The following is a 22,574-nucleotide window of genomic DNA, read 5'->3' as shown; positions in this document are numbered from 1 at the left end:
TCTCATTCTTGAAACAGCCTTACTCTTCTGAGGAATTGCAGCGATGTAATTCTCCACAGATTTTACTCATCTTTCGGAGCTTTCTCTCCGTTTCTGAGGAGCAGAAGATCGCTCAGGACGATTTCGGTTACGTTTTTAGTAATACCCTTTTTGTCTTCGTAAGTGCGGTACACTATCCTTCCTTCAACGGCTACTTCTTTCCCCTTTTTCAGAAATTTTCCGGCAGTTTCTGCAAGACCATTCCAGGCAACAATATTATGCCATGTAGTCTCTTTCACGCTTTGCCCTTCGGCATTCTTGAAGCCATCGTTTGTTGCGAGTGTGAAATGTGCAAATTTCTTTCCTGTTTCTGTTGTCTTAACTTCCGGATCCATTCCGAGATTTCCGATGAGTGCTACTCTGTTTCTTAATGAGTTCATGATTTAAAAATTTAAGTTTGACATTAAAATTAATTTCTTAGCAAACTTACACCGGTCTCAAAAAGTGTTTCGGTTATTAATCACTTATACACGCTTTCGAATCATTTATAGTCGTTTGTATCCGTTTGAAAACGTTTTTTTATATCTTTATCAAAACATTAGTGCTGTGGAAAAGAAATGTCTCGATTGCGGCGACACCTTACGTGGCCGTACTGATAAGAAGTTCTGTTCTGATCAATGCCGTAATAATTATAATAACAGGCTTAACCGCGACTCCAACAATTTTGTTAGGAATGTTCACGGTCTGTTACGCAAGAACAGAAGGATACTTGCTGATCTTTATACAGAAGGTAAAGTAAAGATCCATAAAGATGCCCTGTTTGCCCTGGGCTACAATTTCAGTTTCTTCACCCATGTAATAGAAACATCACAGGGCTATAAGTTTCATTATTGTTTTGAATATGGTTACAGGGAAACAGGAGATGATTTCCTTGAGCTGAGGGAGAATAGCCAGTATATTGAATACCAGTAATCAGTGATCGGTAATCGGTAATCGGTAATCGGTAATCGGTGATCTGTCTTTGGTAATGGCAACTCCGAAATCCGAAATCCGAAATCCGCAATCCGCATTCCGAAATCTCTTTTATACTTTCTCTTTGATCGGTACCAGATAGCCCTTATACGTTACATAATCGAGCTTCATATTTGATAAGGAGACACTGCAATATCCTCCTTTGCCGATTGTGAGATACAGATCAAATGAGTTTCTTCCGTTATCAACTTCTGTTTTAACCTTATATGTTCCCTTCGTAACATCATTTGTAAGTTCATATTTCAAAGGCCGGCCTATAATATTTATTCCTGCAATTGGTCTTATATCGTACTGTCTGCCTATATAGGCCATGCTCACAGCAGCTTTATTACCATCTATTATGATGTAATTGGCTCTTGGATAAAGGTCAATAAAACCGCCGTGTCTGAAATACATCCGGTCGAGCTTTATGATATATCTCTTGGATTCAACTGCTTTCTTTACAATTGCCTGTTCTGCAATTCTCTTATCCTTTCGTAATTCTGATCTCGACAATTGAGCCTCTTTTGAGACAGTACATGAAGAAAACAGAGCAATAATTGCAAGAATGAATAATAGTTTTTTCATGGCAGTATATTTTTCTTATTATGATTCAAATATCATGCCATACAACCTTTCTCGTCGGCCTATTTATTTTTCAGGAAAGGAAAGTAATGTGTAAGATTTTCTTTTGTGATACGTGTGCCATAGCCGGAATCCTGAAAAGCTTCACAGTACTCGACTGATTTTCCTTTTTCACTTCCATAGATTTCAATGAGTTTATCCCTGAATGGTTCTGCATTAGATCTTTCTTCCCATGTTTTACCAAGCCACTTTCTCCGGTCAGTTTCTGATTTGGGAACTTCACTGAGCGCCCCTCTGTTAAATGGAAGCCATTCATACATCTGTGAGGTATGCTGGTGATACATGTCAATCTTTTTTTCAATTACGTCATCTATTGCTACAGCAATATCAGCTTTAAATGCTTCAGGATGAATAAAACCATCGCTCATAAACAGGAAAACCGGATTCTTCTCGAGAAATTTTACTTCAGGAAGAATTTTCGGCACTGTAACCATGTACGCTGCATCAAGAACCAGAACACCAGTATACCTGTGATCGGGATGATAATCGTACGGACGTGGAAATATTACAATATCTGCCTTCTGCTCCCTTATAAGTTTTATCACCTGCAGCCTGTTTTCATAGGTAGGCATCAATTGACCGTCGTGATTATCGAGAGTTATGTATCTTACCCCAATAACTTCACCGGCTCTTCTTGCCTCTTCCCTGCGGATCTTTGCAAGCTCTGCCGGCTGTAATGACTGATGTCCGGCATCACCGTTTGTGAGAGACACCATCATTACATCGTGGCCCAGTTGAGCCCATTTATAAGCACATCCGCCTATCTTATCCGGATCATCTGGATGAGCACCGATGATTATAATATGAAGCTTTTCTTTGCTCTCCTGACTCTTAAGAATTGGAGAGAATAGTACCAGCAAAATCAACAGAAATGAAGTAGTAATTGTTTTCATAGTTATCATATTTAAATTATTTTATCCATTCTTTTCCCAGCACCCAGTACCCAGCACCCAGCACCCAGTACCCAGCTCCCAGCACCCCGCACCCCGCACTCACCACACCGTATTAGCCAATTCCCATACATTCGCATAGCTTATCTTGATGATCTTCTCCATAATATCCCAATCGATGGTATTGTACTCATCATCAGGGGTATGATACTCTTCCCGATGACCCGGCTTAAATCTCATAACAGGAATTCCTGCTGCAACAAATGATCTGTGGTCTGTACCTCCCGGGGGATCTGCAGATGGCTGATAATCAATCAAAAGATCAATCCCGTATTTCTTAAGGTTCGCTGCGGTAATGTCTTTGAATCCGGGATTTGATAATGTATAAGTCATGGTAACTTTATTAGGCTCATTATCATTTATATATCTCGATATCATATCAAAATTCACATTTAGTTTTACACTTTTCAGAGGACAGGTAGGATTTTGTACCCAGTATCTTGATCCGAGAAGTCCTTCTTCTTCAGCAGTCCATAATGCAACAATAATAGTCTTGTCAGGCTTTTTTCCGGTTGCCATTATTGCCTTAGCCAGAGTCATAACTCCAACAGTTCCGGATCCGTTATCATCTGCTCCGTTCCACAGATATCCATTATTCATACCCATATGATCGTAGTGGGCACCCAGTACAATTACCTGATCAGGATCATTGCCCTCTATTACTCCGATTATGTTTCGTACTGCAACTGTGGATGTAACAGTAGTTGACTTAATAAATAAATATTTACCCCGGAGGTCAGATAGCGGAAAAAGGGTATTTGAATTGGCTTTCTTCAGATACTCGTCAACAATAATGCCTGTTCCGGCTAATATCTCATTGGCAGTTTTAACAGAGATCATTATCCTTAAAAGACTCTCTGAATTGTTTTTCCCTGGTATTGAATACGATACATTTGCCTGTGATGACCGAGGATAGTTTTCAGAAGGCGACATGTTATTGAAATCTTTTCTTGCCGGCAATCCCAGAACCGTTGAATTAGGATAGATCTCAATTATCCCGAGCGCTCCGCCTGTCCGGGCAATATTTTCAATTTCTCTCTCGGAAGCATAAATCTCATTCTGGGTTAACTGTTGTCTTGCAAATTCCGGAACTCCTGTTACCCGAAGTATGAACTTTCCTTTTATATCGAGTTTACTGAAATCATTGACTTTAAGTTTTTCATTTTTGAATCCATATCCGGCAAATACTACAGGGGCATCAATTTCAACAGATCCTGCTGTTTGTCTGAACTGAAAGTCAACTCCGTATGTAAAATTATATGTCCTTGTAGTCTGTCCATCAACTGATCTTACTTTCATAACCTGTTCATCTCCCGGAGTTTTCTTAAGTAGGACGAAATTCTGGAAATATGTTCTGTCTGCAGTTTTTGGACTATTTGCTGCATTATTTGTCTGGAAAAGGTCTCCGCCTGGCTTTACTCCATAGATCTGAAGTATGCTTGCAATATAGTCGGCAGATATAAATTCACCTTTTTCTCCAGCCATCCTTCCCTCTGTCCAGTCAGATGAAAGGAATCCAAGCTGCGCTTTTATAGCATCAGTTGTAATCGCCTGCATTCCTTTTTCCTCTGGTGTTAACTGACCGTAAGTAATTGATACTGATAAGGTGCAAAGGATAAATAATGATAAAAGAAGCTTCTTCATTCAATATAAATTATACTTTATTATAACAAGGTGTTGATTTTACTAAGGTAATTATTTATTGCAAATTGGTTTACTGTTATATCTTTGAAAAAATCTATTAATTCACTTCATATGAGAAAAAGTATAGTTCTGGTTGCAGTAACATTATTTATTACTTCACTTGTTTCAGCTCAGGAGAAACCGGTTTACGAGAATGGATATCTGGTAAAGGTTGGTGATAAAGCACCCGATTTTAAAATAAGCGAAGCCGGTGGTAAAAGTTACAAACTTTCTGATCTTAAGGGAAAAATTGTTATGCTTCAGTTTACTGCCAGCTGGTGCAGCGTGTGCAGAACAGAGATGCCATTTATTGAAAAGGAGATATGGCAGGAGAAGAAATCTGAAGGACTAGTTGTATTGGGAATTGACCGTGATGAACCTCTCGAAAAAGTGCTGCAATTCAAAAAAGACATTGCAGTTTCTTATCCGCTCGTTCTCGATCCGGGTGCCGATATTTTCGGACTATTTGCCCAGAAAGAAGCAGGAGTAACACGAAATGTTATTATTGACAGAACAGGAAAAATAATATTTCTCACACGTCTCTTTGAAAAAGAGGAATTTGCGGAAATGAAGAAGGTTATTTTCACAGCACTTGCTTCAAAATAATAATCTCATTTTCACGTTATCAAAATATCAGAAACTGAAAAGAGAATTTACCAAGCAACCTTTTATTGCTTATTTACGTTACTTATGAGAGTAGTAAATTATAATATTCGTAATTCGTAATTTATAATTCGTAATTACTCTTAACTGAAAAATAAACTTAAAACATTAAATGATGAAGAGACTATTTTCAATTTTGCTGGTGATAATGATTTCACTCCCTGCTTTTTCACAGATAAAATTCGGTCTTAAGGCCGGATTAAGCACAAACTCAATATCGATGGATAAGGCAGTAAGCCTTACCGGACAGGCCGGAGAGTATACCATTCAGGCTCTTAAGGGTGCAGATTATGGTGTACACGGAGGATTATTCATGAGACTTACCCTGCTAGGTATTTATGTTCAGCCTGAGGTTTTATTTGCTACTTCAGAGTATATGTATAATGTTACAAGTCCGGGTAGTGTTACCCCTGTCGAGGTTTCACAAAAGCTGAATAAGCTGAGTGTACCTGTGATGCTCGGATTTAAACTTGGACCCCTCAGACTGAATGCCGGACCAGCTGCCTCAGTATCGATAGGCAGCCCGAAGGCTCTGATTAATGATGCTAATCTGAAAGACATTTACAGTAAAGCAAGTTTTGGTTATCAGGCCGGAGTTGGACTTGATATTCTGAAAACCCTGACTTTTGATGTAAGGTATGAAGGGAGTCTGAAGAAGTACCAGAATCAGATAGAAAACCTTACAGGTACCAAAGTTCCTCTTGATAACAGACCAAATGCGTTCTTATTCAGTCTTGGTTTGATGTTCTAGTTGAAAAATAAATCGAGATCCATTAACCACAAAGGTCGCTAAGGAAACAAACTAAGGTCACAATGTAATTTTAGTCCGATGTGGAATACTTTTTAAACCCTTGGTGTCCTTTGAGTATCCTTTGTGTCCTTAGTGGTTAATGGATTTCTTTCTTAACTAAATCTCATTTTGAGAAAAGCATCTTAATTGCTACCAGCAATAGGAGTACCCCGAATATTTTTTTCAGCATTGCCTGAGGTATGGTCAGGGCCCATTTGGAACCGAAATAGGAACCAACCAGGAAACAGACTGCCAGTACAATAGCAAATGTGATATTTACATGTCCTGCCTTATAGTAGTTGTAAGCAGCCAGAATACCTATCGGGGGCAACATGACAGCTATACTTGTACCCTGAGCCATCTGCTGACTTGTCCCCAGGAAAAAAACCAGGGCCGGGATCATTATTATTGCACCACCGATACCAAGCATTCCTGCCATAATACCAGTGATGATACCTATTACTATCAGAATCAGTAGCATTGATGTTGTCATTTTCATCTAGATAAGTTTTTCTTCAGTGATGCAAATTTATTAAATATCCCTAATTTTGCGCTCTCATTCATTGACAATGAATAAAAAGATAATTCTATTCTCTTTAATAACTGCGGTTATACTGTTTTTAGCTGCAGGTTTTATAGTTTACAAGGCTCTTTTTGGAAAGGTAATCCATTCTGAAAATGTTAAGTATTTATATATCCCTACAGGTTCATCTTATAATAGTGTACTTGATACACTTTATTCAAATCTTGATATTAAAAAACCTAAACTTTTTGAGTGGGTTGCAGTTAAAAAGAAGTATCCTGAATTAATAAAGCCCGGGCGATATGCGATTGATTCTGACATCAGCTATGTTGGATTAGTTAATCTCCTAAGATCAGGCAGGCAGGAACCTGTTAAGGTGACTTTTAATAATGTAAGAAGCCTTAATCAGATTGCAGGTAAGATTGGCAGGCAGATAGAGACAGACTCGGCACAACTTGTTAGCTACTTTTCTGAAGAATCGAACTATGCAAAAGATGGCTTTAAAAGTGAAAACATAATCGCCCTGTTCATTCCCGATACTTATGAGTTCTACTGGAACACTGATCCCATGGAATTCTATGAAAGAATGCTGAAGGAGTACAGAAAATTCTGGAACGAGGAAAGATTAAGTAAGGCAAAGGAAAAGAATCTCAGTCCTGTTGAGGTTGCTATCCTGGCTTCAATAATCGACGATGAGGTGGCTAAGAAAGATGAGAAACCACGAATCGCAGGTGTCTATCTGAACAGACTGAAACGAGGAATTCCGCTTCAGGCTTGTCCTACAATTAAGTTCGCACTTAATGACTTTACTATCACAAGGGTGCTTAAGAAACATCTGATTGTTGATTCTCCATATAATACTTACCGGCATAATGGATTCCCGCCCGGACCAATCGGCTGCCCTTCAAAGGACGGACTTGATGCAGTACTGAATGCTGAAAAACATGACTACCTCTTTTTCGCAGCAAAAGCGGATTTTTCGGGGTACCATAATTTCTCCAGAACTCTATCCGAGCATAACAGGTATGCTGCCCTTTATCAGAAGGAGTTGAACAGAAGGAAAATCTTCAAATAGTGCCTATTACTTCCACCTCACGCTCGAGGTTTACTCCGAACTTATCATTTACTGATTTCCTTATTAATTCAGAGAGATCATAGATTTCTTTTCCTGTAGCTTTTCCGTAATTTACAATAACCAGTGCCTGTTTGTCGTGAACGCCTGCATCACCAAGCTTTTTTCCCTTCCAGCCACATTTTTCAATCATCCAGCCGGCTGCGAGTTTTTTGAAACCTGGCCTGTCATCATAATGTGGTATATCAGGAAACTTTTGTAACAGGTTCATTGCAAGTGCCTCTTCGACAACGGCATTTTTGAAGAAGCTGCCTGCATTTCCGATGAGATCAGGATCAGGAAGTTTGCTTCTTCTTATATTGATCACAGCATCTCTTACATTTAATAATGAGGGCTCTCCGAGTTTTTTAATCTCATCATAAAGTGATCCGTAATCAACTTTTAGTAATGGATTGATAGTCAGTCTATAATACACTTTGGTAATCAGGTATTTACCTTTTAGCTCACTTTTGAAGATACTGTTTCTGTAACCGAAGCTGCAGTCAGAATTGCTGAAATCAGTCAGGGTGCCATCTTCAATTGAAATTGCCTTAACTTTTTCAATTACATTCCCGACCTCTGCACCATACGCTCCTATATTTTGCACGGCAGATGCTCCGGCTGTTCCCGGAATCAGCGACAGGTTTTCAAGTCCGCCATATCTGCGACTAACTGACCATTCTACTAATTTGTCCCACTTAACCCCTGCACCTGCTGAGATCAGAACGCTATCTCCGGCTTCCTTTTCAACTTTTATTCCCCGGAATTCAGGTCTGATCAAGGTTCCTTTAAAATCCTCGGTAAAAAGTAAATTACTACCGCTTCCTATTACCAGTAACGGCTTTTTCAGTATATTTTCTTCTTGGAGGAGTGATGCAGCACTGCGTATGCTGCTTAAACGAATAAGGCATTCAGCTTTATAATCCAGACCAAAGGTATTATACTTCTTCAGCGAAATATTCTTACAGATAAGCATTCCTTTTTTATGTAAAAGTAGATATTTTCTCCCATTCTCCCTTTCACCTTTTCTACCGTTCTCATGGATATTTGTACTTTTACAAAATGAACCTGACGTCAAAGAATAGCCGGATAGTTTTCTCTGTTACAAACTGCATCTGCTTCGATCAGCGTGTTCTGAAAATGGCAAATACAGTAAGTAGTCTGAATTGTGACATAACTATTGTTGGACGAAAAAAGGGAATATGCTGCGATTCCGATTCTGTTCCTTTCAGAACAAAACGATTCGGAATGCTTTTCAGGAGAGGATTTTTGTTTTATAAATGGTTTAATATCAGGCTGTTTATCTATCTGTTATTTAATAAGTTTGATATTCTGGTAGCTAACGATCTTGATACTTTATTGCCGAATTACATTATCTCGAAACTAAAAGGGTTACCTCTTGTTTATGATTCTCACGAATACTTCACCGGCGTGCCGGAGCTTCAGAACAGACCCTTTGTAAGATGGATCTGGAAGAGCATTGAAAAATCAATATTCCCTAAATTGAAGTATGTAATAACTGTAAGTGATTCGATTGCAGATACATATAAGATTGAATATGGTATCAGACCTCTGACAGTGAGAAATTGTTCACATAATACCAGCAGCATTAAGCCCATTTTAAGAAGTGAAATTGGTATACCGACTGATCATCTTTTGCTTGTTTATCAGGGGACAGGAATAAATGTTTCAAGAGGAGGGGATGAACTAATTGATGCTATATCCCTTACTCAAAATGTTACATTATTAATAATCGGATCAGGCGATGCCCTCGATACTCTTAAATCGAAGGTGCGGGAGCTAAAATTGGGAGAAAGAGTCAGGTTTATAGACAAACTGCCATGGACAGAGTTGATGAAGTATACTAAATCGGCTGATGCCGGACTAAGTCTTGATAAAAACAATAATCTGAATTATGCATTCAGTCTCCCAAACAAACTATTTGATTACCTCTCTGCAGGCATTCCGGTTATTGCCGGGGACCTTCCGGAAGTAAGTAAAATAATCTCAGAGAATAATTGCGGCATAATAATTTCCGAAGTTACTTCTCACAAAATCTCAGAAGCATTAAATGAACTTCTGTCCAATCCTGATAAACTATCACTTCTGCAAAAAAATGCTGTAATCGCGTCACAGAAACTTAACTGGGAGACTGAAAGCGAAATTGTTACAAAATTGTATAAGGAGATTTTAGGGCTCAAAGGCGCAGTGGCTTAAAGGCTCAAGGGCTAAATCAAATCCTGGTCTGACTGCACGACTGCAAGACCACAAGACTGCAAGACCGCAAGACAATTTTTCCTATCTTCGCCTGAAATATTTTTATTATGAAAGACTTTATCAAAAAACACTATTTCTTAATAATTTTCACATTTGTCGGGGCACTTGGCGGATTTCTTTACTGGAGGTTCATTGGTTGCGAGTCAGGAACATGCCCGATTAAATCAAAATGGTACCTGAGTACGATCTGGGGAACTGCTTTTGGATACCTTGCAGGTAGTATTATTAAAGATATTATAGTTAAGTTTAGGGAGAAAAAACAACAAAATTAATTGATATGACAACCAATCGCCGTAATTTCTTAAAAACAGCAACATTCGCCGGAGCCGGTGCAATGACCTCAGGTTTAATAACCAGCTGCGCTCCAAAAGAGCCTGTATCTAACCTGTCAGTGATACTTGAATCAGTAAAGAAATCTCATTCACAGAAGTTTAATATGTCGGGTTATGCTGCCCCCGCTCTCTCAACTGTAAGAGTTGGAGTTATTGGTCTGGGCGACAGAGGTTCAGGTGCTGTTGAAAGATTGTCATTCATAGAAGGTGTTGAAATAAAAGCTCTTGCAGATCTCAGAAAAGTTGCCGTTGACGGATCGCAGAAGTATCTTAAAAGTATTGGAAGGCCTGCGGCACTTGAGTTTTCCGGTGATGATAATGCCTGGAAAAAACTTGTGGAACTGCCTGATCTTGATCTGATATATATCTGTACGCCATGGATCTGGCATACTCCGATGGCTGTTTCCGCCATGGAGAACGGAAAGCATACCTGTTGTGAGGTTCCGATAGCCCGGACTATAGATGAAGCATGGCAGCTTGTTGAAACCTCAGAGAGGACCAAAAAGCATTGTATGATGCTTGAGAACTGCTGTTATGATTTCTTTGAACTTCTAACATTAAACATGGCCCGGAATGGTATGTTTGGTGATATTATTCACGGTGAAGGTGCTTATAATCACAACCTTATGGGTTATAATTTCAAGAAGCCGATAGATGACAGACAAACAGATGGAGCATACACAGGAATGTGGAGGCTGAAGGAGAACGCAACACGTAACGGTAATCTTTATCCGACACATGGTTTAGGGCCTATCTGCCAGGTGTTGAACATCAACAGGGGGGATATGATGGAGTATCTTTCATCATTTTCAACAAACGATTTTACAATGGGTCCGAATGAGAAACTGCTTTCAGCCAACGACCCATTCTATGCTGAATGGAAAGACTCAAAATTCAGGGGAAATATGAATACAACCCTTATCAGGACAACTCTTGGCAAGACTATAATGGTACAGCATGACGTGTCATCTGAGCAGCCTTATTCAAGAATTCACCTTGTTAAAGGTACCCAGGGAATGGCTGTAAAGTATCCTAAACAAATGATAGCACTTGGCGAAAGATGGACAAAAGATGAAGATATGCAGGCAATATGGGACAAATACACACCTGAAATTGTAAAAAGGGTAGGTGACCTGGCCAAAAAAGTAGGTGGTCATGGTGGCATGGATTTTATCATGGACTGGCGAACAATAGATTGTCTGAGAAACGGATTACCTCTTGATCAGGATGTATACGACGGAGCACTGTGGAGCTCTGTTGCACCTTTGAGTGAATGGTCTGTTGCCAACAGATCGCAGTCAATCGATGTACCTGATTTCACAGGCGGTTCCTGGAAGACAAACAAACCTCACGGAATAAATCTTGAGACCGGCGGGACAACAAAAGTTCTTGAAGTTGTTGAAGCGAAGGAAGAGATGCAGCTTAATGTGAAGTAAACATTTTTTATTTACTTTGCAGTCTGTTCTGAAACAGGTTGAACTAATTAAAGAATGATGGTTTATGAGGGCAGTGAGTTAATTGGTCTTCTATTCAAAGTATATGCAATAGTCTTATTAACAGGAATAATATCCATACCGTTTGTTCCTGTAAGAATTAAACCAATTATCAGTATTACAGCAGTATCCCTGGTGTCCTTGCTGACAGGGTATATTGCAATTCTTGGATTTAACGGAAGCGGTGTGGAGTACATACTGAATGGCGGTTCATTCTTCGGTGATATTCCTCTGAGGGTAGATGCATTGGCTTCATGGTTTATCCTGATTGTAAATCTCACATCTTTTACCGGTGTACTATATGGTGCAGGATATCTTAAATCTTCTCCTGTAGAGCCGTCAGTAATATCCTTCCACTGGATGTTATATATTATTTTCCAGTCTTCGATGGTACTTGTGTGCATGGTTCAGCACAGTATCGCATTTATTGCCGCCTGGGAAGTAATGTCGCTCTCGTCACTTCTTCTTGTCCTGTTTGACTATACAAATCCAAAGGTTCTTAAAGCCGGTATCAACTATCTGGTACAGATGCATATCAGTGTTATTTTCTTAACAGTAGCATTCATATGGGTCTATTTTAAAACCGGGACATTTGATTTCAAAGGCATCAATGAATATTTTGGCACTGAAATTAATATCTGGCTCTTCCTGGTTTTCTTTGCAGGATTCGGACTGAAATCTGGTTTTCTTGGCCTTCATACCTGGTTGCCTCTTGCTCATCCTGCAGCTCCTTCACATATCTCAGGAGTTATGTCGGGTGTAATTGTAAAAATGGGTATTTATGGGATTTTCAGAGTGATAACATACCTGAAATCAGATTTTCTTATAATTGGTGAAATAATACTTACGTTATCTCTTATAACAGGACTTTATGGTATAGGCAATGCAGCTGTCCACAGAGATTTTAAGAAGCTGCTTGCATACTGCACAATTGAGAATATAGGTATCATCGGCATTGGTATCGGCCTGGGGATGATAGGTTTATCCACCGGTCAGACTCTGCTCAGCTTCCTGGGTTTCGGAGGAGCCCTGCTTCATGTTCTTAATCATTCGCTTTTTAAATCGCTTCTTTTCTTTTCTGCAGGATCTGTTTACAGACAGACTCATACCCGTGACATGGATAAGCTTGGCGGATTGATTAAGAGTATGCCTAAGAGTGCTGCCTTCTTTCTGATAGGATCTGTTGCCATTGGGGGCATTCCTCCCTTGAATGGATTTATATCGGAGTTTATGATCTATTGCGGTATACTCAAAGGAATTGATTCTGCAGGTATCTCTCAGATCACTCTTATGATACTTACTTTTGCAGGACTGAGTGTTATTGGTGGTGTATCTATCCTGACCTTTACAAAAACCTACGGTACAATATTCCTGGGATCACCCAGGCAGAAACTAAAGCATGAACCAACGGAAGTCTCTTTCCTTATGATGTTGCCTCAATACATAATTGTAGCTGTAATGCTTATAATTGCATTTGTTCCGGGTTATTTTATTAATCTTCTTGGTACAATGCTAAACACAAGCCTTCTGCACGATGCGCTGTTCGATGTTGCAAGTCTTTCGTCATATACAGGGGTTATGAAGAACATAAGTCTCGCCTCCTTCCTTTTCTTACTGATAATTGCTTTTGTGTTTATTCTGAGAAAAGCTTTAATCAGAGACAGGAAAGAAGAATATTCTTCAACCTGGGGTTGTGGTTATCCCGTTCCCGATCCTAAAATGCAGTATACCGGTAAATCTTTTTCCAAATCATTCGGTAAGCTTCTTAATTTTATGATTATTGAGAAAAAAGGCTATACTGAAATAACACGGGAAGAGACCTTTCCCGAACCGAGGAAATACCGCTCATTCTACCTCGATATCATTGAAAACAAAATAATAGATTCTGTCGTTCTGCTTTTGACGCGCTTCATAAATCTGTTTCAGTTTATACAGAATGGCAGGATTCAGGCTTATGTTATTTATGGTATTGTATTTATACTGGTGATTTTTATTGGAACTATATTAAATCTGTGGCAGTGATTAACTTTCTGCTTATTATTGTTTTTGCAGCACTATTTTCTATACTCTTTTTTAATTCAAAAGTTAAGGGGATTATTGCATTATCCACCATCGCAATAATAGCATCAATAAGTTCATATATCGCAATTGGAGCCTTAACCGGCCCGGCATACGAATTATATTTTTCAGGGACAGATCTTTTCGGAAAGGTACTTTTAAAGATCGATGCCTTATCTGCCTGGTTCATATTAACGATCAATTTCACGATAGTTACAGGTGCTATCTATGGTTTTAACTATATGAAAAGATATAGTGAAAGGAAGAGTGATATTACACTACATTGTATAGCTTTCGTATTGGCTCATTTTACCTTGCTTGGAATCTGTTCTGTTCAGAATGGTTTCATTTTTTTGCTTCTCTGGGAGATAATGGCGATCTCAATGTTCGTACTTGTTATATTCGACCATCATAAACCTGACACTATTAAGGCTGGTATCAACTTTTTGGTTCAATCACATGTCAGTATTGTATTCATAATGCTTGGATTTATTTATGTAGCTTTTAAGACAGACAATTACAGTTTTGATGCTATTGTCTCATTCACAAATCAGCAGTCAACACTCGCCGGAACGGCACTTTTTCTCTGCTTTTTCATTGGATTTGCAATAAAAGCTGGCTTTGTTCCATTTCATACCTGGCTTCCGTATGCCCATCCTGCTGCACCTTCACATGTATCAGGTATCATGTCAGGAGTTGTTATCAAGATCGGGATTTATGGGATTTTAAGAATGTTACTTCTTATTAAAACTGATTATACAACAATAGGTTATTTTATTCTCTTCATTTCGATTATTACCGGGATCTATGGTGTAATGCTGGCAACGATACAGCACGACCTTAAGAAACTTCTTGCTTATCACAGTATCGAAAACATTGGAATAATAGGTATTGGAATTGGTGTCGGATGCATTGGTTTGGGTTCGGTAAATAAGTGGATGGCAATACTAGGTTTTTCGGGAGCACTGCTTCACACGCTTAATCATTCCCTGTTCAAATCATTGCTCTTTTATAGTGCAGGAAATGTCTTACAGGCAGCTCATACTGTGAATATTGAAAAGCTTGGAGGTATAATTAAGAAGATGCCTCATACATCAATATTGTTTCTTATAGCTGCAATTGCAATATGCGGATTGCCCCCGTTGAACGGCTTTAGTTCCGAGTTCATAATTTATGGCGGATTGTATAATTGGCTTTACAGCGCAAATCTTCTGTCACTGCTTGGAATAGTTTTTTCAGTCGGGGGACTGGTTTTTATCGGAGGGCTTGCAATGTTGTGCTTTACAAAAGCGTTCAGTATTGTATTTCTTGGAACACAGCGGGATAGTTCTGTTCCCGAGATCCATGAGACAGGATTCTGGCAGTTATTTCCTATGTACCTGACAGTGACACTGATGATAGTTATTGGTTTATTTCCTTCATTCTTTATAAATATCCTTCAGTCTCCTGTTAATTTATTCACACATCATATCATATTTAATCTGAATCTTATTAAGGTTGGTGCAATAGACTCACTGCGAACAGTTAACTGGATCTTTTTCGGATTTATCCTGTTAATAATTCTTATTCTGCTGATCAGAAAATACTTCTCCGCTAAAAAAGTAATTGAAACAGGTCCAACATGGGGCTGCGGTTATAGCAATACCGGAAGTAAGATTCAGTATACTGCATCCTCTTTTGTAAGAAGCTATTCGAAACTTGCAAAGCCTTTACTCGAAATAGATAAGAAAGAGATCGAAATATCAGAGGTGTTCCCAGGTGAAAAGCATTTTAAAACCGACTCATATGATAAAATCGAGCATTTCTTTATAGATTATCCGCTTAAGCTGATTGAGAAAATTACCAATCTCTTTCTCTTTCTGCAGAACGGCCAGCTTCAGAGATATATACTGTATGGAATAATATTTATAACTGCGGTACTTACCATTCCGCTGATTTTTGAAAAGATTTTGACGATACTTCATTTTTTAAACAATTTATAAAATGATAAGCATATTACTTATACTGTTCGTAAGTCTCTTTTTCACAGGCGTTATAATACGAACTAAAAGCATTGCTTCGGGACGAAAAGGCCCTGGCATAATGCAGCCTGTAAAAGATGTAATTAGGTTATTCAGGAAAGGGTCGGTTTACAGTGAGACAACAAGTGTTATTTTCAAAATAGCACCTGTAATATACTTTTCTTCTGTTCTGATGGCCTGCCTCGTAATACCTTTTGGTCCGTATAAAGGCATAGTAAGTTTTGACGGAGATTTTATTTTCTTCGCCTATATTCTGGCTCTGGGTAAATTCTTCAGTATAATCTCCGCAATGGATACCGGAAGCAGTTTTGAGGGAATGGGGGCAAGCCGGGAGGCTCTCTATTCAATGTTTGCCGAACCTGCTTTTTTTATTCTTATAGGTTCTTTTGCCCTGCTAACGGGGAATACATCATTCTATGAGATTTTTTCTACTCTCCATCTTGGAACTTCTATTACATATATGCTTGGGGCAATGGCTGCTTTCGTTCTTCTGATGATTGCAATGATTGAGAATAGCCGAATGCCTGTCGACGATCCACGGACACATCTGGAACTTACAATGGTACACGAGGTTATGATACTCGATAACAGCGGATTTGACCTTGGTCTGATACTCACTGCCGGATACCTGAAATTTGCTATGTATGGAGCAATTATTGCCGGGTTTTTTATCGGTGGACTAAGCTTAATATGGGCTGTTCCGGTATTTCTTCTTATTCAGTTATTGTTTGCAGTTATGGTTGGTCTTATTGAATCATTTATGGCCCGATTCAGAATGAGCCATAACGCCCAGTTTATCCTGGCGCTATCATCAGTGAGCTTTCTGATATTTTTAGGAGTACTGCTTGTTTTGGAAAAATTTGTTTAAAATATTTGGGAGATGACAAACGTATTATTGATCATTTTTATTATCAGCCTGCTGTATGTCTCAATTGCCAACAGGATTGTTACTTACGTAAGGGTTCTGTCTCTGCAGGGATTCATTCTCTTCGGAGTAACATTTCTTCAGTTACAGGATATCCAGACATGGAATCTCGTTCTAATCCTGCTTGAGACAATAATTTTCAAAGCAATTGCGGTACCTGTTTTCCTTGGATATCTTATAAAACGTAATAAAATAACGCGTGAGACTGAGCCCTATCTTCCTCATTTTATATCGCTGATAATAATAACAATGATTGTGGTAATAACTGTACTCCTTGCCAATTCAATTCAGGATACAAAGCTTGATAAAATATTCTTTATTGTTTCATTATCAACACTTTTCACAGGTCTCTATTTCATTGCTTCAAGAAAGAAAATTATTACTCATGTCATGGGCTATCTGATGATCGAGAATGGAGTTTTTGTTCTTTCGCTTGCAGTGGGAAATGAAATGCCAAATCTGGTGAACCTGGGCATCATGCTTGATGTTTTTGCCAGTGTACTTATTCTGGGAATATTCCTAAATAAGATAGGCGATGTGTTTAAAGATGTTGATGTTGACCAGCTTAGTAATTTGAAAGACTATTAATAAAAAGAAATAATGACCGCGATCTATTTTATTGCCGCCTTTGTGATTGCAGGTTTGCTTTTTGCAAACAGGAATGAAAAGGTTAACTATATTCTGGTTATCTTATTCGGGTTACTTCAAACCGGATTTACTCTCTTTGCCTGTTACAGCTATAAAAACACCGCCCTTGAATACTTTACATTTGATTCTTTGGGTTTGTTACTTCTCATCACATTGAGTATTATAACTCTTCCGGCGTTGTTTCACAGCTACCTTTATATTAAGCGGCACAACGAAACACCCCAGTCGAGGGCTATTTATTTCGCAGCAATGGTATTGCTGATAGCCTCAATTACAATGGCATATCTTGCCAATCATATTGCTGTAATTTGGATATTTACTGAGCTAACGACTCTCTCTGCCTCAATGCTGATTTATCATCACAGAAATAAGCTTGCACTGGAGGGAACCTGGAAATATGTATTCATTTGTGCCATTAGTATTACATTTGTATTTATAGGGATACTGTTCCTTAGTCTCTCACTGCAGCATGCAGGTTCAAGTGATCTTTCTTTCAGTAACCTGATGACATACAGAGATCAGCTTAATCCATTCTGGCTGAGACTTGCATTTCTGTTTATCTTCACCGGTTTTACTGCTAAACTTGGATTGGTTCCAATGTATACCGCTGGTATTGACGCCAAAGACAAGGCCCCTGCTCCGGCAGGAGCTCTGCTTGCAAGTGTTCTGATGAATCTTGGTTTTGTAGGAATTTTCAGATTCTATGCAATTGTTGCAAACACATCTCTGTTTCACTGGGCTAACCTGATAATATTTATTGCTGCCTCCCTCTCAATCTTTGTAGCCACTGTTTATATGACAAAGGTTACTAACATTAAACGAATGTTTGCATACTCAGGTATTGAACATATGGGGATTGTAATGCTTGGCCTTGCCGCAGGCGGAGTTGGCTATTATGCTGCCATTCTTCATATAGTACTGCACGCATTTGTGAAATCAGGTCTCTTCTTTCAGTTTAACCAGTTATACAGAACATTTCAGAGCAAAAGCATTCTGCATGTAGGTAATTATTTTAAGTACAATCCTGCAGGTGCCATTGTATTATTGCTTGGTTTCATAAGCGCAACCGCAATGCCTCCTTCAGGACTTTTTGTGAGTGAATTTCTGATTTTCCGGTCACTTTTTGAAGGAAACCATATAATACTTCTTGTTGTCGTATTATTGCTGCTTACAATTGTCATCTGGGCTTTTGGGAAAAATATCCTTAAAATGCTGTTCCTCCCAGTTGCCGGAATTGATGAAACAAAAATACCTAAAATCAGTCCATGGGAATCTGTAACTCAATATGCACTGATGTTTACAGCTATCTGGCTTGGACTAAATCCGCCAACAGTTTTTGTAGAACTGATTAAAGACGCAATTAAAATATTACCGAATTGAGATGAGTTATATAACAATAAGTAATAACCAGTCTGTTCCATCAGGAACAATACCAGTGATGGAGTATTCTCAGTTTCTTGACATGATGATCGCTTTGACAGATAATCATCCTGAGCGGCACTGCGTTTTGTATTTCGGATACAGGGAAAAGGATTCTGTGCATCTTATCTGCTGCATAGCTGATGATCTTCAGCATACAATAATGATCTCATCTTCAGTAGTGAAGAAGGAATCAGTATTAAACTCCTTTTCTGCCAGAAATATCTCTTTTGAAAAATTCGAACGTGAAATTCATGAGAATTTTGGTATTGGATATACCGATCATCCCTGGTTGAAGCCTGTGCGTTATCCTGAAAATCGTGCCGACCGGTCATCAGTAATTTCCGGTTATCCCTTTTTCTCAATAGGAAGTGAAGAGCTTCATGAGGTAGGAGTAGGACCTGTTCATGCAGGAATTATTGAGCCCGGCCATTTCAGATTCGTATGCAACGGGGAACAGATCCTTCACCTTGAAATTCAGCTTGGTTATCAGCACAGGGGAGTTGAACAGTTATTTCTTGACAGAAAAAAACTAATTGAACGAACAACACTTGCTGAGTCGATTGCCGGTGACAGCGTCATTGGTCATACAACTGCTTTCTCGTACTTATGGGAAAGCCTTGGCGGGATTGTTCAGGATGAAGAGACACTGTTTTCACGAACACTAGCTCAGGAAATTGAACGAATTGCTATTCATACCGGTGATCTAAGCGGAATCTGTACTGATGTGGCTTACCAGCTTGGGAGTTCCGTTTTCGGAAGACTTCGTACCCCGATTATTAACTTCTTCCAGGAATGGTGCGGTAACCGTCTTTCAAAAGGCTTAATAAGAGCAGGTTATAATCCTTTCCCTTTTAATCGTGAACTTGCTGGCAGACTCATTGAAATACTTGATGCATTTGAACCTGATTTTATCGAAATGTGCGCCGATATTTCCAGGCTGCCCAGTACTCTTTCCCGTTTCGAGAGAACCGGAATGTTAAAGTACGAACAGTTGTTGTCGATCGGCACAGTGGGAATGTCGGCCAGGATGCATACACTTGATCGTGATATTAGAGCATCTCATCCTTACGGTATTTATTCTTCTTTAAATCATATTCCGGTAATAAAACATCATGGCGATGTCTATTCAAGAGTACAGATCAGAAAGGAGGAGGTTCTCCAGTCAATTGGATATATAAGGACTATGCTGAAGAAGATACCTGAATCAGCAACATCCGGCAGAATTGACCCCGTTCTTAAGCCTTCGACTTTTGGAATTTCACTCACAGAGGGCTGGAGAGGGGAGATCTGTCATGCTGCCATCACTGATGAAAATGGTGAATTGTTAATTTATAAAGTGAAAGATCCTTCATTTCATAACTGGCTGGCTCTGGCACTGGCAGTTCGAAATAACGAGATTTCGGACTTTCCGGTAAGTAATAAGAGCTTTGATCTCTCATATTGCGGCCATGATCTTTAATAATAACTGAAAACTGAATATCTATGTTAAAGACAGTCAAAATATTATATCATCAGGGAAAACAATTTATACCTGATCTGCGTAAGGCCAGAGTCCCCGGAATATTCACGGGACGTCCTGAAATCAGTCTCGCAAAAGTAGATGAGAAAGCTCTGATTAATTGTTGTCCTACCGGGGCAATTACAGCAGCCCCTGTTTCAATAGATCTTGGTAAGTGTACTTTTTGCAGCGAATGTGTACGACTATTTCCCGGTAAGGTGAGGTTTACAACTGATTACAGGATGGCAACAAATGAACGAAACCGGCTCATAATAAAAGAAGGAATAAATGTATCTGTTACACTTAATCCTGAGATTATAAGAAAGGAGATACACAAACTTTTTGGCGGATCTCTTAAACTGAGGCAGGTTTCGGCAGCCGGAGACAACAGCTGCGAGCTGGAGTTGAATGCCTGCGGCAATGTGAATTTTGATATGGGTCGTTATGGTATTGAGTTTGTTGCATCACCCCGTCATGCCGACGGCATCGTAATAACAGGACCAATTTCAAAGAATATGGCCGGCCCCTTACAGATGACATATGATGCCACACCTTCTCCCAAGATTATCATACTTGCAGGAACTGATGCTATAAGCGGAGGAATATTTGCGGGAAGTGCTGCCATAGACAGAAGCTTTATTGAAAAGAATCATATCGACCTGTATGTCCCTGGAAACCCGGTACATCCGCTGGCATTCATAAACGGAGTGGCTGATTTGTTGGGGATTTAATGCCCCCCAACCCCCCTGAAAAGGGGCTAAATTCGTACATATACTTGAAATTCAGTTGATTGCAGTGACAAACCCCCTTTAGGGGGCAAGGGGGCATTGGCCGCTAATACCCAGCTGCTTGTCCGTCCTTCCGCGACTCCGAAGCTCCGAACCAGACTTTGTTCTTATCATCCCACATTATCGCCTGGTATCCTCCGTAGCCGCCAAGGTCCCACTGAATGGTATGACCTTTCGACATCAGATTCTGTATTACCTCTGTGCGGAATCCGCTTTCAAGAAGAAGAATACCACCATCTGTCATTCTTTGTCCAGTTGGCTCGGATGATCCTATATGATGAATCCTCGGAGCATCTCCTGCCTCCTGGAGATTCATTTTAAAATCAATAAGGTTAACAACTATCTGTGCGTGTCCCTGCGGCTGCATATCACCACCCATCACTCCAAAACTGATCCATGGCTTTCCGTTCTTTGTAATAAATGCCGGAATAATGGTATGGAATGGTCTTTTTCCCGGGGCGTACATATTATTATGACCCTGCTCAAGTGTGAACATTTCACCTCTGTCCTGTAAAACGAATCCTAGACCGGTAGGACACATTCCAGAACCCATTCCCCTGTAGTTACTCTGAATTAGAGATACCATATTGCCAAATTTATCAGCTACGGTAAGATAAATTGTATTCCCGGCTTCAATCTTTCCTGATTCATATACTTTAGCAGCTTTCTCAGGATCAATAAGTTTGCGTCGTTCAGTAGCATATTTTTTTGAGATAAGCTGTGAAACAGGTGTTAAGGCAAAGACCGGATCAGCATAGTATTTTGCCCGATCCTCAAATGCCAGCTTTTTAGCTTCAGTAAATGTATGGACGTACTCTGCAGAACCGAAACCCATCTCAGCAATATCAAATCCTTCAAGTATGTTCAGTATTTGAAGGGCAGCTATTCCCTGACCATTTGGAGGAAGTTCCCATACATCAAATCCTCTGTATGTTGTATTTACAGGTTCCACCCATTCAGAGTGATGACGCGATAAATCCTCATATGTAAGAAAACCTCCCTGTTTTTTCATGAAAGCATCAATGTCGCGGGCTATAGAACCTCTGTAGAACTCATTTCTTCCTCCTTTTGCTATCTTCTCAAGTGTATTGGCAAGCAATGGGTTCTTAAAAACCTCTCCTTTTGCGGGAGCTTTACCTTTCGGCATATAAACCTCTTTTATATTAGGAAATTCCTGGAGGATTTCAGTTCCTTTATCGAGATAATAAGCAATAACCTCAGTAACAGGGAATCCCTCTCTTGCATAGACAATAGCAGGCTGAAGAAGATCCTTCATTGGCAGCTTGCCAAACATATCGTGCATTTCATACCAACCGTCGACACATCCGGGTACAGAAACAGGAAGCGGTCCGTATGATGGGATGAATTCGTAACCATTGTCCTGAAAATACTCAAGCTTTAGCGACCTTGGAGATTTTCCGCTGGCATTAAGTCCGTATAGTTTGTTTTTCTCGGCGCTCCAGATTATTGCAAATAGATCGCCGCCAATACCTGAACCTGTCGGTTCTACTACTCCCAGAACAGCGTTAGCTGCAATTGCTGCGTCAATGGCATTTCCGCCTTTCTTTAGGATGTCGAGTGCTGCCTGTGTTGCGAGAGGCTGGCTTGTTGCAGCCATGCCGTTGCGTGCAATCACCTCAGATCGGGTTGCAAAATCACGTCCGGTTATCCTGTCCTGCGCGAAGGTGGAAACTGAAATGATCAAAGCAAATATCAGGGATGTGAATTTTCTCATTTATTAATTTTTATAGTAGCAA

21 protein-coding genes are annotated in these 22,574 nt (G+C 39.6%); 14 read left to right on the top strand and 7 right to left on the bottom strand.

The genetic code is table 11. The features are described from left to right. Positions 1-62: 62 nt before the first annotated feature. Positions 63-419 carry a single-stranded DNA-binding protein gene (locus tag IPJ16_12145; protein MBK7627920.1) on the bottom strand — a complete coding sequence of 119 codons (357 nt, stop codon included), beginning with the start codon at positions 417-419 and terminating at the stop codon, positions 63-65. Between the two features lie 166 nt (positions 420-585). On the opposite strand from IPJ16_12145, the gene IPJ16_12140 reads away from it, so the two are divergent. Further along, positions 586-951 carry a hypothetical protein gene (locus IPJ16_12140; GenBank protein ID MBK7627919.1) on the top strand — a complete coding sequence of 122 codons (366 nt, stop codon included), beginning with the start codon at positions 586-588 and terminating at the stop codon, positions 949-951. Positions 952-1,062: 111 nt separating this feature from the next. On the opposite strand, the gene IPJ16_12135 is transcribed toward IPJ16_12140, so the two are convergent. From IPJ16_12135 to IPJ16_12125, 3 genes are all read right to left on the bottom strand, one after another. Then, a complete protein-coding gene (locus IPJ16_12135) occupies positions 1,063-1,578 on the bottom strand; it encodes a DUF4251 domain-containing protein (GenBank protein ID MBK7627918.1) in 516 nt (171 codons plus the stop codon). A gap of 59 nt (positions 1,579-1,637) precedes the next feature. Beyond that, a complete protein-coding gene (locus tag IPJ16_12130) occupies positions 1,638-2,528 on the bottom strand; it encodes a PIG-L family deacetylase (protein ID MBK7627917.1) in 891 nt (296 codons plus the stop codon). 99 nt (positions 2,529-2,627) lie between these two features. Continuing rightward, positions 2,628-4,229 carry a M20/M25/M40 family metallo-hydrolase gene (locus IPJ16_12125; protein MBK7627916.1) on the bottom strand — a complete coding sequence of 534 codons (1,602 nt, stop codon included), beginning with the start codon at positions 4,227-4,229 and terminating at the stop codon, positions 2,628-2,630. A 111-nt stretch (positions 4,230-4,340) separates the two neighbouring features. On the opposite strand from IPJ16_12125, the gene IPJ16_12120 reads away from it, so the two are divergent. Both IPJ16_12120 and IPJ16_12115 read left to right on the top strand, forming a co-directional pair. Further along, on the top strand, positions 4,341-4,874 hold the full coding sequence (locus IPJ16_12120; GenBank protein MBK7627915.1) for a TlpA family protein disulfide reductase: 534 nt from the start codon (positions 4,341-4,343) through the stop codon (positions 4,872-4,874). A 169-nt stretch (positions 4,875-5,043) separates the two neighbouring features. Further along, positions 5,044-5,682 carry a PorT family protein gene (locus tag IPJ16_12115; GenBank protein MBK7627914.1) on the top strand — a complete coding sequence of 213 codons (639 nt, stop codon included), beginning with the start codon at positions 5,044-5,046 and terminating at the stop codon, positions 5,680-5,682. A 163-nt stretch (positions 5,683-5,845) separates the two neighbouring features. On the opposite strand, the gene IPJ16_12110 is transcribed toward IPJ16_12115, so the two are convergent. Next, on the bottom strand, positions 5,846-6,214 hold the full coding sequence (locus tag IPJ16_12110) for a sulfite exporter TauE/SafE family protein (protein ID MBK7627913.1): 369 nt from the start codon (positions 6,212-6,214) through the stop codon (positions 5,846-5,848). A gap of 76 nt (positions 6,215-6,290) precedes the next feature. On the opposite strand from IPJ16_12110, the gene mltG reads away from it, so the two are divergent. Next, entirely contained in the window at positions 6,291-7,319 is a 1,029-nt protein-coding gene (gene mltG / locus IPJ16_12105) for an endolytic transglycosylase MltG (GenBank protein MBK7627912.1), read from the top strand. On the opposite strand, the gene murB is transcribed toward mltG, so the two are convergent. Continuing rightward, positions 7,312-8,331 (bottom strand): UDP-N-acetylmuramate dehydrogenase, encoded by a 1,020-nt coding sequence (gene murB / locus IPJ16_12100; protein ID MBK7627911.1) that lies wholly within the window; start codon positions 8,329-8,331, stop codon positions 7,312-7,314. The genes mltG and murB overlap by 8 nt on opposite strands. Positions 8,332-8,417: 86 nt before the next feature. On the opposite strand from murB, the gene IPJ16_12095 reads away from it, so the two are divergent. From IPJ16_12095 to IPJ16_12050, 10 genes are all read left to right on the top strand, one after another. Next, positions 8,418-9,572 carry a glycosyltransferase gene (locus tag IPJ16_12095; GenBank protein MBK7627910.1) on the top strand — a complete coding sequence of 385 codons (1,155 nt, stop codon included), beginning with the start codon at positions 8,418-8,420 and terminating at the stop codon, positions 9,570-9,572. A gap of 107 nt (positions 9,573-9,679) precedes the next feature. Further along, positions 9,680-9,904, top strand: a complete 225-nt coding sequence (locus IPJ16_12090) for a hypothetical protein (protein MBK7627909.1) — start codon at positions 9,680-9,682, stop codon at positions 9,902-9,904. Positions 9,905-9,909: 5 nt separating this feature from the next. Beyond that, a complete protein-coding gene (locus IPJ16_12085) occupies positions 9,910-11,400 on the top strand; it encodes a Gfo/Idh/MocA family oxidoreductase (protein MBK7627908.1) in 1,491 nt (496 codons plus the stop codon). A gap of 54 nt (positions 11,401-11,454) precedes the next feature. After that, on the top strand, positions 11,455-13,479 hold the full coding sequence (locus tag IPJ16_12080; GenBank protein MBK7627907.1) for a hypothetical protein: 2,025 nt from the start codon (positions 11,455-11,457) through the stop codon (positions 13,477-13,479). Further along, on the top strand, positions 13,476-15,497 hold the full coding sequence (locus tag IPJ16_12075; protein MBK7627906.1) for a hypothetical protein: 2,022 nt from the start codon (positions 13,476-13,478) through the stop codon (positions 15,495-15,497). The genes IPJ16_12080 and IPJ16_12075 overlap by 4 nt, the downstream gene beginning before the upstream one ends. Before the next feature lies 1 nt (position 15,498). Then, positions 15,499-16,404 (top strand): NADH-quinone oxidoreductase subunit H, encoded by a 906-nt coding sequence (locus IPJ16_12070; protein MBK7627905.1) that lies wholly within the window; start codon positions 15,499-15,501, stop codon positions 16,402-16,404. 12 nt (positions 16,405-16,416) lie between these two features. Further along, positions 16,417-17,049, top strand: a complete 633-nt coding sequence (locus tag IPJ16_12065) for a hypothetical protein (protein MBK7627904.1) — start codon at positions 16,417-16,419, stop codon at positions 17,047-17,049. A 12-nt stretch (positions 17,050-17,061) separates the two neighbouring features. Beyond that, complete coding sequence (locus tag IPJ16_12060) at positions 17,062-18,489, top strand: hypothetical protein (protein ID MBK7627903.1); 1,428 nt, start codon at positions 17,062-17,064, stop codon at positions 18,487-18,489. Position 18,490: 1 nt separating this feature from the next. Next, entirely contained in the window at positions 18,491-19,990 is a 1,500-nt protein-coding gene (locus IPJ16_12055; protein ID MBK7627902.1) for an NADH-quinone oxidoreductase subunit C, read from the top strand. Between the two features lie 23 nt (positions 19,991-20,013). Next, positions 20,014-20,760 carry an NADH:ubiquinone oxidoreductase gene (locus IPJ16_12050; protein MBK7627901.1) on the top strand — a complete coding sequence of 249 codons (747 nt, stop codon included), beginning with the start codon at positions 20,014-20,016 and terminating at the stop codon, positions 20,758-20,760. Positions 20,761-20,863: 103 nt separating this feature from the next. Here IPJ16_12050 and ggt read toward each other — a convergent pair whose 3' ends face one another. Beyond that, the gene (gene ggt / locus IPJ16_12045; GenBank protein ID MBK7627900.1) at positions 20,864-22,552 is read right to left on the bottom strand and encodes a gamma-glutamyltransferase; all 1,689 of its coding nucleotides are present in this window, start codon (positions 22,550-22,552) and stop codon (positions 20,864-20,866) included. Between the last annotated feature and the right edge of the window lie 22 nt (positions 22,553-22,574).

Source organism: Bacteroidales bacterium, from assembly GCA_016709865.1.
Classification (GTDB): domain Bacteria; phylum Bacteroidota; class Bacteroidia; order Bacteroidales; family VadinHA17; genus LD21.
Note: the sequence above shows the minus strand (reverse complement) of the source record. Positions and strands in the feature narration are given on the sequence as shown.